The following is a 16859-nucleotide window of genomic DNA, read 5'->3' as shown; positions in this document are numbered from 1 at the left end:
TATGATGTAAGCTCCATCATGTCTTGCCCCAACCTTTATTTTACCATAGCGGTAAATCTCAAGTAAAATGCAGGCTGTCCTGAGAGCGTTTCACGTGGAACACCGATATGGAATGGCACATGCAAGTTTTCAAACAGCATGTTACAATTTTTTAGATTATTCTTAGCTATAAACCCTGAATTCAAGGTCAAAAGCTGTTAGAATAGAAACATCATCAATAAATGTAAGAAGGAGAATTCACATGGGAAAAACACTCGTATTCGGACACAAAAATCCTGACACAGACACGATTTGTTCTGCTATTGCTTACGCTGCTCTGAAAAACAAAATCGGCGTTCAGGCAGAAGCCGTCAGACTTGGAGAAATCAATGGAGAAACACAATACGCATTAGATTTCTTTAAACAAGAAGCACCTCGTTTCATTGAAACGGCTGCAAATGAAACAAAGCAAGTCATTCTTGTCGATCATAACGAATTCCAGCAAAGTGTAAGCGACATTGATCAAGTACAAGTTACTGAGGTCATTGACCACCACCGTATTGCCAACTTTGAAACAAGTGAACCTCTTTACTATCGTGCTGAGCCTGTAGGCTGTACAGCAACGATCTTAAACAAAATGTATAAAGAAAACCAAGTGACGATTGAAAAAGAAATCGCTGGTTTGCTTTTATCTGCGATCATTTCTGATTCCTTACTATTCAAATCCCCAACATGCACACAGCAAGATATTGATGCTGCGCATGAGCTTGCAAAAATCGCAGGGGTAGATCCAGAAGTTTACGGCCTAGACATGCTGAAAGCAGGCGCTGATCTAAGCCAAAAAACGGTTCAAGAATTAATTACGCTTGATGCAAAAGAATTCGCACTAGGCAAAAGCAAAGTGGAAATTGCGCAAGTCAATACAGTAGATATCGCGGAAGTGACAGCAAGACAGGCTGACATTGAAGCGAAAATCAATGAAGTCATTTCAGCAAAAGGTCTTGACCTATTTGTTCTAGTCATCACAGATATTTTAGAAAATGACTCCCTTGCTCTTGCACTCGGTGCAGAAGCAGCAAAAGTAGAAAAAGCATTTAACGTCACACTTGAAAACAACACAGCTTTACTAAAAGGTGTTGTATCAAGAAAGAAACAAGTCGTACCTGCACTGACAGACGCACTTTCTTAATAAAACACGACAAGACTGCTGAATTGTTCAGCAGTCTTTTTTGTCTATATTCTTTTTAATGAATATACATATCACTAACGAGAACATCCTTTAGCACGCTTGTTGGGATCGTGAATTCAACAACACCCATGTAGCCAGGCGCCACATCATATTCATTAAAGGAAATCACAAGCTTCCCTTTTGAATTGATATAGAAGTTTTGATCCGGCTTAATTTTCTTAAATGGATCTGTTTCTTCTTTGCCAATCCAGTATATTTTGTTTGAATCCTCTTTCATCTGTTTCTTCATTTGTTCTTTAATATTTTCACTAATCACATCAATATAACGATCATCTTTAAACAGGCTTGGTAATGTAATAAGGACATGGTTTTTCTTATCAACCGTATCATATGTCATTTCCTCTGCCGCAGAAGCCTGAGTCGTCACCTTGTATCGGCCTAGTGAAAGGATTTGATCATTGTTCGTTCTCACTTCATAACCGCTCTCAACACTTAAATGACCCTTTTTATAACCCTTTGTTTCCTTTTCAAAATCTTGATACAGCTTTTTGTTTTCAGCTAAATATTTTTGATTCAGGCTGTCTTGTAATGTTCCGTCCCCAAGTCCTGAAACGTGTGGTGTTTTAAGATCAATATTCGTTCCTTGATCGCTCTTTTTAAATTCTGTAAACGTTACGACTTTCACCAGCTCGCCAATGACAGGCACCTCTGAAATCGCTCTTGCTGCCTGTGGACTGACATTAACCGTTGTAACAAAAAGAGCAGCAGCCGCAACAAGTCCGATGGTCCATTGCTGAAAATGAGGTTTTTTATTTTTTCGTTTCAACGTTCGTTCAACCATTGCATCATATTCCGGTGGAATAGGAATTTCTAAATATTCATCTTTTAAATGTTCCAAATACTTATCCATTTATATTTCCTCCTGTGATAATTCTACTTTTAAAAGCCGCAGCGCCTTATATAATCTTGTTTTAATGGTATTTTCATTTTCATCGAGAATCTGGGCGATGTCCTCTAATTTTAAATCTTCAAAGAATCTCAAAATAATGATGACCCGATACATCTCAGGCAAATCCTCTATAGCCCGTCTGACGTCTTGATCCTCGTATACATCTGATTCTCCCTGTGATAAGAATTCAAGCGTATCATCATCTGTCACCTGCACCCGCTTCTTCTTTCGTAAAAAGTCTAGGGCAGTGTTCACCACGATCTTATAAAACCAGCTATGCATCTTGCTCGCATCCTCTAATCGGTGAACAGATTTGAGTGCTTTATGAATGGCCTCCTGAACAACATCCATAGCATCTTCTGGGTTTTTGACATAACTATAGGACAACCGATAAAAACTGTGTTTATGCTCCATGACGTAATCCGCAAATTGATCATCTATTTTTCGTTTCTTCATTTTACAAAGAGCTCCTTTATCTTAAATGCGCATCTGTTATTTCTTACATTGGATAGACGTGCGCCTTTTGAAAATAGTTTGCGCTCGGTTATTTTTTTAACATGTCATCGCATTTACGTTCCTATACAAAAAGAGCGAACCTGATGGGTTCACTCTTTCCAAGCGGATAGTGTTTGATGGACAAACTGTTTTAGTGGAGAAAGCGGATGAATGATAGGAACGCCTGTCTCCCGCTCCATCTGCTTTGCCGCACGAACCATCGAAAGCTGCATCACACAAATGTCTCTCCCTTTTTGCATCATACATGTTCTCAGCTGCTCCTTGATTTGTTCATCATAGGCTTGTATATCACCGTTTAGGCAGAGATGAAAGACATCCTCCATCACAACCATGTCTACTTCAAGCTGTTTGCCCCGCTCTGTGGCATATGATTCAAGCCGATGCATCGTCCCTTCCACTGTATCTGGGTTGGAAAACACCAGTTGAAGAGGCCCTTGTTTCTCACAAATCAGCTCAAATAACGGTTCATCGATCGGAACAATCGGTTGTTTAAAGAGGTGCTGCTGATCACCCAAAGCGGCAATGTATTGTGTACACGTGAGCAGAATGAGATCGGCTTCACTTTCTTGCTTTAATCTGTTGATAGCATACGTTTGCTGCTTGTGTTGATCAAATGCAGGATCTTGTGTCGCGCGTTCTATAAATGATGAATCGACCGTGTGATGCAAATCAACATCTGTATCACCAAAAGCATCTTCTATATATGACTGATTGGATGGATGGGCGTGAAGGCAGTGTAATCGAATCATCAGGCTCGCTCCTCGTGAAAGTTTTCAATCATTATATCAATCCTTGTATGAAATAGGGAACAACATGACCATATTGTTAGGGAGATATTGAAGGAGGGATTCGAATTGAAAGAAGATCAACAGCCTAAACCATCTTCAGAGTCAGAAGAAACGTTAACGAATCGGCAAGGTCATCCCGTAACAGACAATCAAAATATGAGAACTGTTGGGAATAGAGGACCCACTACGCTTGAAAACTACGATTTCCTAGAGAAAATCAGTCATTTTGATCGTGAACGCATCCCTGAACGTGTTGTGCATGCACGCGGTGCCGGAGCTCACGGTTACTTTGAAGCCTACGGCACATTCGGGGACGAACCCATCTCCACCTATACGAGGGCAAAATTGTTTCAGGAAAAAGGGAAAAAGACGCCTGTTTTCGTTCGTTTTTCTTCAGTGATCCACGGCGGTCATTCGCCAGAAACATTACGCGATCCTAGAGGGTTTGCGATTAAATTTTATACAGAGGAAGGCAATTGGGATCTCGTAGGGAACAACCTGAAAATTTTCTTTATCCGAGATGCTTTAAAGTTCCCTGATTTGGTTCATGCCTTTAAGCCTGATCCTGTCACCAATCGTCAGGACGGCGAGCGTATTTTTGATTTTGTCTCACAATCACCTGAAGCGACGCATATGGTGACATTTCTCTTTTCACCATGGGGCATCCCAGCTACATACCGGCACATGCAAGGCTCAGGTGTCCATGCGTACAAATGGGTCAACCATGAAGGAAAAGCGGTGCTGGTTAAATATCATTTTGAACCGAAACAAGGCATTCGCAACCTGACCCAAGAACAGGCGCAAGCGATCCAGGGAGAAAATTTTAACCATGCCACACAGGATTTATATGAAGCCATTGAGCAAGGAGATTATCCTGAATGGGAGGTATATGCACAGATCATGGAAGATGATGCCCACCCTCACCTCGACTTTGACCCGCTAGACCCGACAAAGCTTTGGTACAAGGATGACTATCCATGGAAACCAATCGGACGGATGGTATTAAACAAAAATCCAGAAAACTATTTCGCAGAAGTCGAGCAGGTTGCCTTTGGGACTGGTGTACTCGTAGACGGTTTGGACTTCTCAGATGATAAATTGCTACAAGGCCGTACCTTCTCCTACTCTGACACGCAGCGATATCGTGTAGGGCCAAACTATTTACAGCTGCCGATCAATGCACCGAAAAAGCATGTCGCCACCAATCAGAGAGACGGACAAATGGAATACCATGTCGATCAAGGCAAAGGCCAAAATCCCCATGTGAATTATGAGCCATCGATCCTCGGAGGATTAAAAGAAGCCAAACAGGATGGAAAGGATCATACGCCTTTTGTAGAAGGTGAAGTCAAACGAGAAGCCATTGACCGCCCGAACAACTTTGGACAAGCGGGAGAAACATATCGCCGTTTTAATGATTGGGAGCGTGAGGAACTGATTAAGAACTTAGTCAATACCCTTGCGACATGTCAAAAGGACATTCAAGACCAAATGATTGAAAACTTTACAAAAGCAGACCCTGATTACGGAAAGCGTGTCGCTGACGGCTTAAAAGCCTTTAAACAAGAGCAGCCAAGCGGACCTATTGGCTCTACAGGCGCTGCCGAAGCCGTGGACGAAGCCATCAACAACAGCACACCATCAGATCCTTATTAATGAAAAAAAGAATGCAGCGGCGAGGCTGCATTCTTTTTGTATACATCTATTAAGCGTTTTGACCTTTTTTGATCCATTCTGCCACATTGACTGTACGTTTTGCCTGATGTTTCACAGCTGCTTCTGCATCCTCTTGGATTTTTCCATTTTGGTCAACAGTGACACTTACGCCATAAGGGTTGCCCCCTGCACCGTATAAGGAATCATCTGTGTATCCAGGAGCGGCAATAATGGCTCCCCAGTGGAACATCGTCGTATATAGGCTGAGAACCGTCTGCTCCTGTCCTCCATTTGCGTTTTGAGCTGAAGTCATCGCGCTGACTGCTTTGTTTGCCAATTTACCTTGGAACCACAAGCCGCCTGTTGTATCTAAGAACTGCTTCATTTGAGCTGGCAGGTTACCGAAACGTGTCGGCATGCTAAAGATGATGGCATCTGCCCACTCTAAATCACTTAATTGAACCTCTGGCACATCCTTTGTTTCGTCTAAATGTGCTTTCCATGCTGGATTTGAGGCTACAACTGCTTCTGGTGCCAATTCAGCAACCTTTAATACTTTGACCTCTGCGCCAGCTTCTTTTGCTCCCGCTTCAGCCCATTTCGCCATCTGATAGTTTGTACCTGTTGAACTATAATAAATAATCGCTAATTTTACGTTTTCCATTTGATCCATCTCCTTTTGTTTGTTTTGCCCAAAAAGCTTCTGTAAAAATCCCACCTGTATTCCCCACCTTATTTAAAATTGACGACGATACCATAAAGCCGCAGCATCGACTTCTTCTCTCGTTAGCTGATGTCCGCGATTTTCCCAATGAAGTGTAACCGATGCACCTGCACCCTGCAGCAATTGCTCCAGCTCCTGTGATTCCTCTGGACGGCACATTGGGTCATTTTCACCAGCTGCTATAAAGACTTGTTTCCCCGCTAATGAAGGCAATGAAACTCCGCGTCTTGGCACCATTGGATGATGCAGGATGGCGCCTTTTAAGGCATCCCCATAATGGAATAACAAGCTTCCAGCAATGTTTGCCCCATTGGAATATCCGATCGCTACCACATTGTGACGATCAAATCCATATTCATCAGCTGCTTCGCCGATAAATGTATATAGTTCCTCAGTACGCTCAATCAAATCCTGTTCATCAAATACACCCTCTGCCAAACGTCTGAAAAAACGCGGCATGCCGTTTTCTAATACATTCCCTCTCACACTAAGAACAGATGCATCAGAATCTACTATCTGTGCAAGCGGCAATAAATCTTCTTCCGTCCCGCCAGTTCCATGCAGTAATAACAGGACAGGTCTTTGTTCATTCTTTCCTTTTCGAAAAAGATGCTTCATCATGAATCTCCTTTCCCTTTAACTTCTCTCACTTCAATTGGCAGTACAATTTGTTCAATCTGACGGCGCTGCGCCTCATATTGCGGTGGCAGTTTCAATGCTTCACCCATTGTTTCCACTGATTCATCGTGTGCAAACCCTGGAGGATCAGTAGCGATCTCAAATAATATGCCGCCAAGCTCTCTAAAATAAATAGCATTAAAATAATTTCGATCTTGCACAGGTGTCACTTGATACCCGCTTTGTGCAATATGTCTTTGCCAATCTAATTGATCCTGATCATCTGTTGCTCTCCATGCAATATGGTGCACAACCCCAACACCCATACGTCCTCGTGGAACAGGCGTAATGTTCACATCAATCACATTGCCTATTTCACCAAACGAACGGAATCTCACATAGTCTCCTTCGGCTCCGACTCGTTCAAGTCCCATCGTTTGCTCTAGCAGCTGCATCGTTTGCTCCGGCTGTGATGTTAATAAAACAGCTCCGCCAAATCCTTTAATGGCTACATCTGGTGTGACACCATTAAATGTCCACTCGTTTTGCTTTCCTTCCGCACGCTCTACCAGCTCAATCAATAAGCCGTGTGGATCTTCAAATGAGAGAAAAGCTTCACCAAAACGTTCAACCATTTCATAAGAGACATTAAACTGCTCAAGACGATCCTTCCAGAAAGAGAAAGAGCCTGTCGGTATGACATATGTCGTCACGCCCACTTGCCCTGCACCAATTTGACCTTTTTGCGCCCCCGGCCAAGGGAAAAACGTAATAATTGTCCCTGGAGAGCCGCCTTCATTTCCAAAATATAAATGGTATGTGCCCGGATCATCAAAATTCACGGTCTTCTTCACGAGACGAAGTCCTAAAACACCTGCATAAAAATCAACGTTCTCCTGAGGATGACCGACAATAGCTGTAATATGGTGAATTCCTTCTGTTTTTTTCACTTCTAATGACCTCCTAATCATGAAGTAATAAGCCTCTATTCATTATGTCTTTACTGACATCTTTATATTATCTCGAATTCGAGATATTAGATCAAAAAAATATATTTATCTCGAATTAAGGATATGATGTTTTTAAGTAAATGTCAATGATTTTTGTTTTTCTTTTAAAAAGGCAGAGCTGTTTTGCATAAACAGCCCTGCTTTCCCTTGTTTATTGCAGCAATTTTTTCTTTTTTAAATAGGCCTTCGCTACCTGAAATGCATCCTTTCCCTTCACATTGACTTCATAATTCATTTCTCTCATCTCATCGTCTGTGATTTGACCCGCAAGCTTATTGAGAGAGGTCTCAATCTCAGGGAATTCAGTTAATGTCTCCTGCGTGAGCAGCGGTGCTCCTTGATATGGCGGGAAAACATGCTGATCATCATTAAGCACCTTTAATTTGTATTGTCTCAATTCACTGTCTGTCGAATACGCATCGACTAAATTGATATCTCCTTTTTGAATCGCTCGATACCGAAGCTTCGGCTCCATCGTCACAACATCGTCAAAGGAAAATTGATAAGCTTTTTGAATACCTCGATACCCATCCTGACGATCAGAAAACTCTAAGGTAAATCCAGCTTTTATACGGTTTTTGATCTTCCCTAGATCTGAAATGTTGGACACTTCATATTGATCAGCCAGTGACTGCGGCACGGCTAAAGCATACGTATTGTTGTATGCCATGGGCTCAAGAAGGCGGAGCTGAAAGGACGATTCCAATCCACGCCGCGCTTGCTCATACACTTTTCTTTTATCTGTGCTTTTTGCTGTTTCTTTGAGGAATTCAGAAATCGCTGTACCCGTAAACTCAGGATAAATATCGATATCACCAGAGCGTAAAGCCTGGAAAACAAAGGACGTCTTACCAAGACCGGGCTTCAGGTTCACTTGAATATCTGTATCCTGTTCAATTAAAAGCTTATACATCGAGATCAAAATCTCAGGCTCTGATCCTAACTTCCCGCCAATGGTGATTTCTTTCTTTTCTTGCTGAAACAGCACGGGGGCAGCGACAACTGCTCCTGCAATCAGAGCAAAAACAGTCACAGAGATCACAGTCTTTTTAAAGGAAATTTTCTCAAAGGTACGCAGCACCACATCAAATAATAGAGCGAGTAAGGCAGCTGGTATCGCGCCAATGACAATGAGCGACATATCATTTCGATCAATTCCCAGCAAGATTAAGCTTCCTAATCCCCCAGCCCCGATCAGTGCTGCCAGAGTGGCGGTCCCCACAATGAGTACCATCCCGGTTCGAATACCAGCCATGATGACTGGCATGGCAAGAGGAAGCTCCACCTTTAATAACCGTTTGCGATGATTCATCCCCATAGCAAGCGCCGCTTCTCTCAGAGAAGGATCAACCTCCTGAATGCCTGTATATGTATTTCTTAAAATAGGGAGTAGGGCATAGACCACAAGCGCAATAATCGCAGGTACTTGCCCAATCCCCACGAGAGGAATCAACAAGCCAAGAAGTGCGAGCGACGGAATCGTTTGTAAGACGGCCGTCACCCCGATGACCCACTCCGCTAGCTTTGGAACCCTCGTTAAATAGATACCTAATGGAATAGCAATCAAAATCGCTAAAAATAAAGCAATAAAAGAAATTTGAATATGCTCAAGTAAGGCATGTCCCAATTGTTCTTTGCGTTCCCATAACACACGGGTCCAATCATTCATGTGACTCGCCCCTCTCTTTAGGAGAATCAGCTAAAAACTGAATCACTGCTTGACGATTCACTAGTCCAATCCGCTCTCCATTCTTTTCAACAGCCAATTCCTCGTGCTTTGCCAATTGAGACAAGACTTCATCCAGTTCGGCATCTGATGAGACCGCCTCATAGGGTAAAAGAGCTTCGTGGGCTATCGGTTGTGCCAAGGTTTCCAGCTCAAAAGCTCGATGTCCCACATGGCGGGCAGCCCCTGAAACAAACTCCTGTACAAAGGCATTGGCTGGATGTTGAACCAATTCCTCAGGACGTCCGATCTGCACTACTTTTCCTTCATTCATCACACAAATCCGATCACCAAGCTTCATAGCTTCCTGCATATCATGCGTCACAAAAACAATGGTTTTTTGTATACGGCGCTGCAAATCAAGCAGATCATCCTGCAATTTCTCCCTCGTTAGTGGATCTAACGCACTGAAAGGTTCATCCATCAGGACAATCTCAGGATCAGCTGCAAGTGCACGTGCCACACCGACACGCTGCTGCTGTCCACCAGAGAGCTCTGCTGGCTTTCGATGTCGATACATAGCAGGATCAAGCCCGACCATCAACATGAGTTCATCGACACGCTGATTGGTCTCATTCCGGCTCCACTGTTTAAGCTCTGGCACCACAGCAATATTTTCTTCTATGGTCATATGAGGAAAAAGCGCAATTTGCTGCAAAACATAACCGATATCCCAGCGCAGCTCATACATATCATAATCACTTATTTTTTGACCCTTTATGTAAATCTCACCTTCTGTAGAAGAAATGAGACGATTGATCATTTTCAATGTTGTCGTTTTCCCGCTGCCACTAGGTCCAATCAATACAAAAAACTCACCTTTCTGAACCTCCAAATCAACGGATTGAACGGCATAGCGCTCATCAGAAAATTGCATCGATACCTTTTTAAATTCAATCATCTTCCCACGCCCTGACTGCAATTATTTTCTAGACTACCAATATGACAGATCAACCTCATATTTGTATAGAATAAACTGTCACTTTTACATACTTCCCCTCGGTTGACTGTCAGAAACAACTCTAGCAAAAATAGATGAGATTCACAGTGAGGAAAATAAAAAAAGCGAAGAGCCCGGGGCTCTCCGCTTTTTAAGTCAACGACTTACTCACCAGTAACGTATGGAAGTAATGCCATTTGACGTGATCTTTTGATCGCTAAAGTCAATTTACGTTGATACTTAGCGCTAGTTCCTGTTACACGACGAGGTAAAATTTTACCACGCTCAGAAACAAACTTTCTAAGAAGATCAACATCTTTGTAATCGATGTGCGTGATACCGTTAGAAGTAAAGAAACATACTTTACGACGTTTCGCACGACCGCCTCTGCGTCCACCTGCCATTTGTTTTCACACCTTTCCTTTAGTCATTTTTTCAGATCAATTAGAATGGCAAATCATCATCGGAGATGTCAATCGGTTTACCATCGTTCGCAAATGGGTCATCATTAAAGCTATTTCCCTGATTACGATTTTGGTTGTTTTGATTGCCATATGGATTTTGACTTGGTTCATTTCCAAATGGATTCTGATCGTTTTGGCTACCGCCATAATACTGGCCTCCGCTATTGCCACCGCCGCTGTATCCACCTGAACCAGCACCGCCGCTCTTAGGCTCAAGAAATTGAACACTTTCAGCTTGAACCTCTGTCACGAAGACACGCTGTCCTTGCTGATTTTCATAGTTTCTTGTCTGCAAACGACCGTCTACACCGGCAAGACTTCCTTTTTTCAAGAAATTAGCCACGTTCTCGGCTTGTCTTCTCCAAGTAACACAGTTAATGAAATCGGCTTCACGCTCTCCAGATTGATTCGTAAACGTACGATTCACAGCTAGAGTAAACGTGGCTACAGCCGCACCATTAGGCGTGTAGCGAAGCTCAGGGTCTTTTGTTAGTCTTCCGACCAATACAACACGGTTTAGCATATTGAAAGACCACCTTTAAATATATATTTCAATGATTTATACTTCTTCTTTAACAACAATGTGGCGAATGATATCGTCACTGATCTTAGCTAAGCGGTCAAATTCTTGAACTGCTGCAGCGTCAGATTGAACGTTTACGATTTGGTAGAAACCGTCACGGAAATCGTTGATTTCGTATGCAAGACGACGTTTACCCCAATCCTTTGTTCCAGTGATCTCCGCACCGTTAGAAGTTAACACGTTATTGAAACGCTCGATAACTGCTTTTTTAGCCTCATCGTCAACTGTTGGGCGGATGATGTACATAACTTCGTACTTTCTCATCTGATTGCACCTCCTTTTGGTCTAAGCGGCCCTAAACGGGCAAGGAGCAATAAATTATATTACTCACAATTGTATATTATAACAAATCACTTGGCCTATGACAAGAACCTATACATTAAAACGGAAATGAATGACGTCTCCATCTTTCACTACATATTCTTTACCTTCTAGACGAACTTTTCCTGCTTCTTTAGCAGCAGACATGCTTCCGCCAGCTAGTAAATCCTCATACGCAACCGTTTCAGCACGAATAAATCCACGCTCGAAGTCTGTGTGAATGATGCCAGCACATTCTGGCGCTTTCATTCCTTTTTTAAATGTCCAAGCACGTACCTCTTGCTCACCTGCTGTGAAATACGTAGCTAATCCTAGAAGTGAATAAGATGCTCTAATTAGCTGATCAAGCCCTGACTCATTAATACCAAGCTCTTCAAGGAACATTTGCTTCTCTTCTCCTTCAAGCTCTGCAATTTCAGACTCGATCTTCGCACAAACGACGATCACTTCAGCGTTTTCACCAGAAGCAAACTCACGGATTTGCTGCACATATTCGTTGCCCTCATGATCTGCTACTTCATCCTCACTCACATTTGCTACATAGAGAACTGGTTTAGATGTGAGTAAATGAAGCTGTTTCACAAGCTTTTGCTGCTCATCAGTAAATTCTACAGATCTTGCCGATTTCCCAGCTTCAAATGCGTTCATTAGCTTCGACAAAATCTCAAATTCAGCTACTGCTTCCTTGTCCTTTTGTTTTGCAAGCTTACTCACACGAGCTAAACGCTTTTCAACTGTTTCTAAATCAGCCAAAATCAATTCGAGATTAATCGTTTCAATATCTGCCACAGGATCAACCTTACCAGCTACGTGTGTAATGTTATCATCTGCAAAAGCTCTGACCACGTGACAAATCGCATCTACTTGTCGAATATGAGAAAGGAATTTATTCCCTAAACCTTCACCTTTAGATGCACCCTTGACAATACCCGCAATATCAGTGAATTCGAAAGCAGTGGGAACTGTCTTTTTCGGCTGCACCAATTCTGTTAGCTTTTGTAAACGCTCGTCAGGAACTTCTACAATTCCGACGTTTGGATCAATGGTACAAAACGGATAGTTAGCAGACTCCGCTCCAGCCTGTGTAATTGCATTAAATAGCGTTGACTTCCCGACGTTAGGTAAGCCAACAATACCAGCTGTTAAAGCCATTCTTTCATCTCCTCTATATCAAACGTGCTCGTTATACTGCGTAATATGAACCTAGAGCAATTATAAGTAGGTTTACATGAAAAGACAAGCTAACCATCATGCATTTTCAATAGAAGAAACATCGTCAAAAAGAATAAATCAATGCTTCAAAACGAGAAGATGCACCTGGTTTTGCTGTAGAAAAGACAAATTTAATAAAAAAAGCATGAGGCCTACTTAAGCAGTTGGCTCCTCATGCTTGACGAGAATTTTCTTCATTTTTCGTTCAAAATCTCTTCTTGGGATCATCACGCTGTGTCCGCAGCCTTCACATTTAATACGGATATCCATGCCCAAACGAATGACCTTCCACCGATTGGCACCACATGGATGGGGCTTTTTCATTTCTACAACATCATGTAACCCAAACGCTTTGTCTGCCATCAGCCTTCACCTCTCCTTGCTCACTTCATTGAATCTATTGTACAAAAAAACGGTGATGAAGGGCAATGCACAAAACCAAGAGCCTCTTTCAATCGTTCATCCTATTCTTTTTTAGAGAAAAAACCCTTCTTTTAGATCATTTTATTTGTGACCAATAGTTACTTAAACTCCGTTTTTTTTCAATATTGTCACAAACACTGTAGGTCAAAAGGTTTTTATTGGTAGAACGCGGTGGTTTTTCCATATTTTTTGATTTATGATATCTGCATAAATGTTATGTGAGGGAGCAGGTACGATGGTCAATCGAAAGGATAGATTAACTGATAAAGAATATAAAATCATATCCGATCATGCTGGAAATATAGACAATTACCAGCAGCACCATACGATAGAAATAGGTCAGCAAACACTCACTGTCCACGATTTTCTAAAGATCGACCATAAAATATATGGTTTAACAATGCAGCCAGAACAATCAGATGAATTCATCGTCGCTTTTCACTGTCCACTGCCAAACCAAATGACGGTGACATCTAAGCAAGATATACACAACGCGGCACAGTCATTACTCAAAACAGACTATGCCTATCCAATTGAAAGAAAGTCCCTTGATGGCAATCAAGACCATGTCTTTTTTAAAGGGAAGGAATACATAGAGAAAGTCTGTCAGAAGCATCCGAATGCAGGTATCCATCTCACTGGACAAGCACTTGCCGGTGCTGTTTGTGCTTATGTTGCAACAGAACAGCCAGCTGTCAAAAAAGCCGTCACCTTTGACAGCCCAAATATATGGAGCAGCCTGTCGCCTTCGATTCAGCAAAAGGCGCAGCAAGGTCAATATACACGCATGTTGATTGAATATATTCAGCCTAGTCATTACGTCGGTTTACTCAATCGCCATGATCAAGGAGTTGGGCAAGTCAAGTACACCGTACCGCCACGGCAGCAAGACTCAGTCCAAGAATCCGTTAAATACAAAAAAAGGGAAATTGACACCTTTTTAAAATCAGCTTTTGCATCTATGAATATAGAATGGAACGAATCCTTTGATACAAATGCTTTTTTAGCTCTCGTTTCAGGAGAATTCAAAGCAAATGGATATTCATTCCATCCGAATGGATCCGCCCGTATTTTAGATGAACAGCTTGATCATAATACAAGTTTTACAGCCATGCTGCTGCAAGAAATTCATTCTGGACGTGCATATGCACAAAGCGGACTTGAAATTATCATAAAATCCCATTTACTGAAAAATTCATCCTATGATCTACAAAGTATTATTGAACATGAAGTGCACACTGTATTTGAAAAAATCGATGGAATTGATGAAAGCGTAAAAGACGCCGTCCATCATGTGAAACAAGAGCTCAAAGGACTCGTCGGCTTTGGCCACTATGATTTATTAAGTCATAGTGATGTGGAAGCACTGGTAGAGGAAGTCAGAATGGAACAGACACATTCCTCCTTTTATTCACACGAAAAACAACTGAATGCCTTGTACACCCTGAGGGATTACGAACAAGAGCTTTCTGCCCTTTCAAGACATATGTACACAATGGGTGATGACTACGCCAAGGCAGATAGACGCCTTGCGATGCAAATGGGTATTCATTAAGAAAGGAGTCATCGCATGATCAATCAAAATAAGCCTCCTAGTGACGCCCAGCGTTTCTTGCAAAATGTGAGTGCCCGCCGCTCCATGTCTGTATTCGAAAATCAATCGGCACCAAATACACAAACACATTCTCCTGAAGAAATCGCCGCCATTCAGGCCATGCGCAGAGAAGGACAGCGAAAGGATCTAAAACGGCTGCTCAAAATGCGGCTGCACGACGAATTAGCAAATACTCGCGTGCACTTGGAGTATCAATTGGCTAAAACAGAAGACATGATAAACCAGACGACCATTGTCAAACAACACATTTCCCAGCATTTAAAGGGACAGGCCATTTCAGAATTAGAGGATCGCCTCCAGCGTCTCAAGCAAATGCCTGTCTATGATGATATCAAAGAAGCTATTGATTCAATTCAGATCAAATAAGCACAGCTCTAAAAAAGAGAGGTGCTTATTTTGTTTTATCAATATAATTTTTAGAACGAGAAAATATCTTTTTACTTAAAATCGGATACAGCATTAAACAGACGAGCAAATACAGATTCAACAAACTATAAATTGGATACAAGAAAGCAATCAAATCAGCAAATCCAAGAGATGTTAAAGGTGCCATCAAAAGAAGCATCACCAATACAACCAGCCAGCGGGGCATTCGTACAAAAGAAAGCATCCGGCTGGATAATCCAAATAAACCTGCTGCCGTCGTCGTATAAATTGCTAGACAAAGGACAACGGTCATAAACACAAACAAAGAAGTCGGCGCCCCTTCTAATACTGTAAACAAAGGAATTCCCTCTGATGAAAGACTTCCCGAAATATCAACCAGTATTTCGTTATACACATACGAGATGACACCAAAAATAAGACCGCTTAAGATACTCGCCACTTTGGCTTCCCCAAGCCCCTTCATTTCTTTCCCAACCGAAGACAGCACTGCCACAACAGATAATATGTTCAAAGAAGCAAAGACAATGCTGGCAGGCCAATTGTACTGCTGCCCAAAATCAATCCGCCACATATGATCATGGTTCATATAATAAAAAACAAACGCATAGATGAGCCCCGCCACCAAAATTGGTATAATGAAAGCATTCACAGATAAGAGCCCTTTCACATCCCAGAAAAAAATCATAAATGAAAACAAACAAAACGCGCCGATGCCAACCCAAAAAGGCACATGATACATCTCAAGCGTCACCCCGCCGCCAGCAATCATGACCGTCGTTGTCGTGAATAAATAAAGGACAATTAACACGTCATACACCTTAGCCAGCCATGGACCGACAAGCCGTTCCAGCACTGGCACAAAGTGATCGGCACGCACCTCATAACTGATTTTTAACACCACATAGGTAGACAGCATAAACATCAATGTAAACAGTAGAATGGCTAGTCCGCTATCAATGCCAAAAAACTGCCAAATTTCCTGGCCGGAAGCATATCCCGCACCTATTAAGCTTCCTAAAATTAAAAGCGTCCACCTTGAACCAGCCTTCCACACAATCATCACCTCATAGGTATAGAATTAAGCTTGTTTCCGTATACTGTTACTAACTACTATGACAAGGAAGTGAGACCTATGAATAGCAAGAACGGTCTTTTTTTTAGAAATAGGGTAAAAGAATACGTGTCCCATACGGATACAAACGCCATTCAACAGCTTAAAAGTATTTTATTCTCGCATATTCAGAAAGCAGGAAAAAGACCCGTTGCCATCGTTTGTATTGGAACAGACCGCTCAACTGGCGACTCTCTAGGTCCACTTGTTGGTACAAAGCTTTCAGGTCTGGATTTGAAAAAGCTTCATGTATATGGAACACTCTCTGACCCAGTGCATGCGGTCAATTTAAAAGAAAAACTCGCTGAAATTGAACAAGCTCATAAACACCCGTTTATTGTAGCGGTTGATGCCTGTTTAGGAAGAGTGAAAAGTGTCGGTTCCTTCCAAATTGGAGATGGTCCGTTAAAGCCTGGAGCTGGTGTCCAAAAGGAGCTGCCAGAGGTAGGAGATATTCATATTAATGGGATCGTCAATGTGAGTGGTTTCATGGAATATTTCGTCCTCCAAAACACACGTCTTCATCTTGTCATGTCTATGGCCAATACACTTTCTGAAAGTCTATCTCACATTGACCAAATGGATTGGACAAGAGAAAAAAACCGGTCTCTCTTCACCCCTATTCAAAATATCACTGGGAGAATATAA

Annotated in this window: 19 protein-coding genes; 5 read left to right on the top strand and 14 right to left on the bottom strand. The window is 42.1% G+C overall.

The window, feature by feature from the left end; translation table 11 throughout:
• The first annotated feature begins 241 nt into the window (after positions 1-241).
• Positions 242-1168, top strand: coding sequence for a manganese-dependent inorganic pyrophosphatase (locus AAZR19_RS06415; RefSeq protein WP_434702626.1), 927 nt, complete (start codon positions 242-244; stop codon positions 1166-1168).
• A 55-nt stretch (positions 1169-1223) separates the two neighbouring features.
• On the opposite strand, the gene AAZR19_RS06410 is transcribed toward AAZR19_RS06415, so the two are convergent.
• From AAZR19_RS06410 to AAZR19_RS06400, 3 genes are all read right to left on the bottom strand, one after another.
• Positions 1224-2078: a DUF3298 domain-containing protein gene (locus AAZR19_RS06410; protein WP_434702624.1), complete on the bottom strand. Its 855-nt coding sequence runs from the start codon at positions 2076-2078 to the stop codon at positions 1224-1226.
• A complete protein-coding gene (locus AAZR19_RS06405; RefSeq protein ID WP_197202609.1) occupies positions 2079-2573 on the bottom strand; it encodes an RNA polymerase sigma factor in 495 nt (164 codons plus the stop codon).
• Positions 2574-2722: 149 nt separating this feature from the next.
• Positions 2723-3382, bottom strand: coding sequence for a hypothetical protein (locus tag AAZR19_RS06400; protein ID WP_087976605.1), 660 nt, complete (start codon positions 3380-3382; stop codon positions 2723-2725).
• Positions 3383-3466: 84 nt separating this feature from the next.
• Between AAZR19_RS06400 and katX the strand changes: the two genes are divergently transcribed.
• Positions 3467-5077 carry a catalase KatX gene (gene katX / locus AAZR19_RS06395; RefSeq protein WP_373271715.1) on the top strand — a complete coding sequence of 537 codons (1611 nt, stop codon included), beginning with the start codon at positions 3467-3469 and terminating at the stop codon, positions 5075-5077.
• A 49-nt stretch (positions 5078-5126) separates the two neighbouring features.
• Here katX and wrbA read toward each other — a convergent pair whose 3' ends face one another.
• The 10 genes from wrbA to AAZR19_RS06345 all read right to left on the bottom strand — a co-directional run bounded on the left by wrbA (position 5127) and on the right by AAZR19_RS06345 (position 13038).
• Entirely contained in the window at positions 5127-5741 is a 615-nt protein-coding gene (gene wrbA, locus AAZR19_RS06390) for an NAD(P)H:quinone oxidoreductase (protein WP_034283654.1), read from the bottom strand.
• 72 nt (positions 5742-5813) lie between these two features.
• Positions 5814-6422: an alpha/beta hydrolase gene (locus AAZR19_RS06385; protein ID WP_434702621.1), complete on the bottom strand. Its 609-nt coding sequence runs from the start codon at positions 6420-6422 to the stop codon at positions 5814-5816.
• Positions 6419-7390 (bottom strand): ring-cleaving dioxygenase, encoded by a 972-nt coding sequence (locus tag AAZR19_RS06380; protein ID WP_434702619.1) that lies wholly within the window; start codon positions 7388-7390, stop codon positions 6419-6421. Before AAZR19_RS06380 ends, AAZR19_RS06385 begins: the two co-directional genes overlap by 4 nt.
• A gap of 190 nt (positions 7391-7580) precedes the next feature.
• Positions 7581-9098 carry an osmoprotectant update ABC transporter permease/substrate-binding subunit OpuFB gene (opuFB, locus tag AAZR19_RS06375; RefSeq protein ID WP_395894209.1) on the bottom strand — a complete coding sequence of 506 codons (1518 nt, stop codon included), beginning with the start codon at positions 9096-9098 and terminating at the stop codon, positions 7581-7583.
• Complete coding sequence (locus tag AAZR19_RS06370) at positions 9091-10056, bottom strand: ABC transporter ATP-binding protein (protein ID WP_434702617.1); 966 nt, start codon at positions 10054-10056, stop codon at positions 9091-9093. The genes opuFB and AAZR19_RS06370 overlap by 8 nt, the downstream gene beginning before the upstream one ends.
• 203 nt (positions 10057-10259) lie before the next feature.
• Entirely contained in the window at positions 10260-10499 is a 240-nt protein-coding gene (rpsR, locus tag AAZR19_RS06365; protein WP_008359105.1) for a 30S ribosomal protein S18, read from the bottom strand.
• A gap of 40 nt (positions 10500-10539) precedes the next feature.
• Entirely contained in the window at positions 10540-11082 is a 543-nt protein-coding gene (ssbA, locus tag AAZR19_RS06360) for a single-stranded DNA-binding protein SsbA (protein WP_007497456.1), read from the bottom strand.
• A 36-nt stretch (positions 11083-11118) separates the two neighbouring features.
• Positions 11119-11406, bottom strand: a complete 288-nt coding sequence (rpsF, locus tag AAZR19_RS06355; protein ID WP_024424058.1) for a 30S ribosomal protein S6 — start codon at positions 11404-11406, stop codon at positions 11119-11121.
• A gap of 108 nt (positions 11407-11514) precedes the next feature.
• Positions 11515-12615, bottom strand: a complete 1101-nt coding sequence (ychF, locus tag AAZR19_RS06350) for a redox-regulated ATPase YchF (protein ID WP_024424059.1) — start codon at positions 12613-12615, stop codon at positions 11515-11517.
• 216 nt (positions 12616-12831) lie between these two features.
• Positions 12832-13038 (bottom strand): DUF951 domain-containing protein, encoded by a 207-nt coding sequence (locus tag AAZR19_RS06345; RefSeq protein ID WP_008347561.1) that lies wholly within the window; start codon positions 13036-13038, stop codon positions 12832-12834.
• 295 nt (positions 13039-13333) lie between these two features.
• On the opposite strand from AAZR19_RS06345, the gene AAZR19_RS06340 reads away from it, so the two are divergent.
• Together AAZR19_RS06340 and AAZR19_RS06335 are read left to right on the top strand one after the other, a co-directional pair.
• A complete protein-coding gene (locus AAZR19_RS06340; protein ID WP_434702613.1) occupies positions 13334-14653 on the top strand; it encodes a hydrolase in 1320 nt (439 codons plus the stop codon).
• A gap of 15 nt (positions 14654-14668) precedes the next feature.
• On the top strand, positions 14669-15079 hold the full coding sequence (locus tag AAZR19_RS06335; protein WP_041105868.1) for a hypothetical protein: 411 nt from the start codon (positions 14669-14671) through the stop codon (positions 15077-15079).
• A gap of 25 nt (positions 15080-15104) precedes the next feature.
• Here AAZR19_RS06335 and AAZR19_RS06330 read toward each other — a convergent pair whose 3' ends face one another.
• A complete protein-coding gene (locus AAZR19_RS06330) occupies positions 15105-16160 on the bottom strand; it encodes a YkvI family membrane protein (protein ID WP_076840623.1) in 1056 nt (351 codons plus the stop codon).
• Between the two features lie 72 nt (positions 16161-16232).
• Between AAZR19_RS06330 and yyaC the strand changes: the two genes are divergently transcribed.
• Positions 16233-16859 (top strand): spore protease YyaC, encoded by a 627-nt coding sequence (gene yyaC / locus AAZR19_RS06325; RefSeq protein ID WP_076840624.1) that lies wholly within the window; start codon positions 16233-16235, stop codon positions 16857-16859.

It is taken from the genome of Bacillus sp. Je.9.29.b (assembly GCF_051129925.1).
GTDB lineage: Bacteria > Bacillota > Bacilli > Bacillales > Bacillaceae > Bacillus > Bacillus safensis.
Note: the sequence above shows the minus strand (reverse complement) of the source record. Positions and strands in the feature narration are given on the sequence as shown.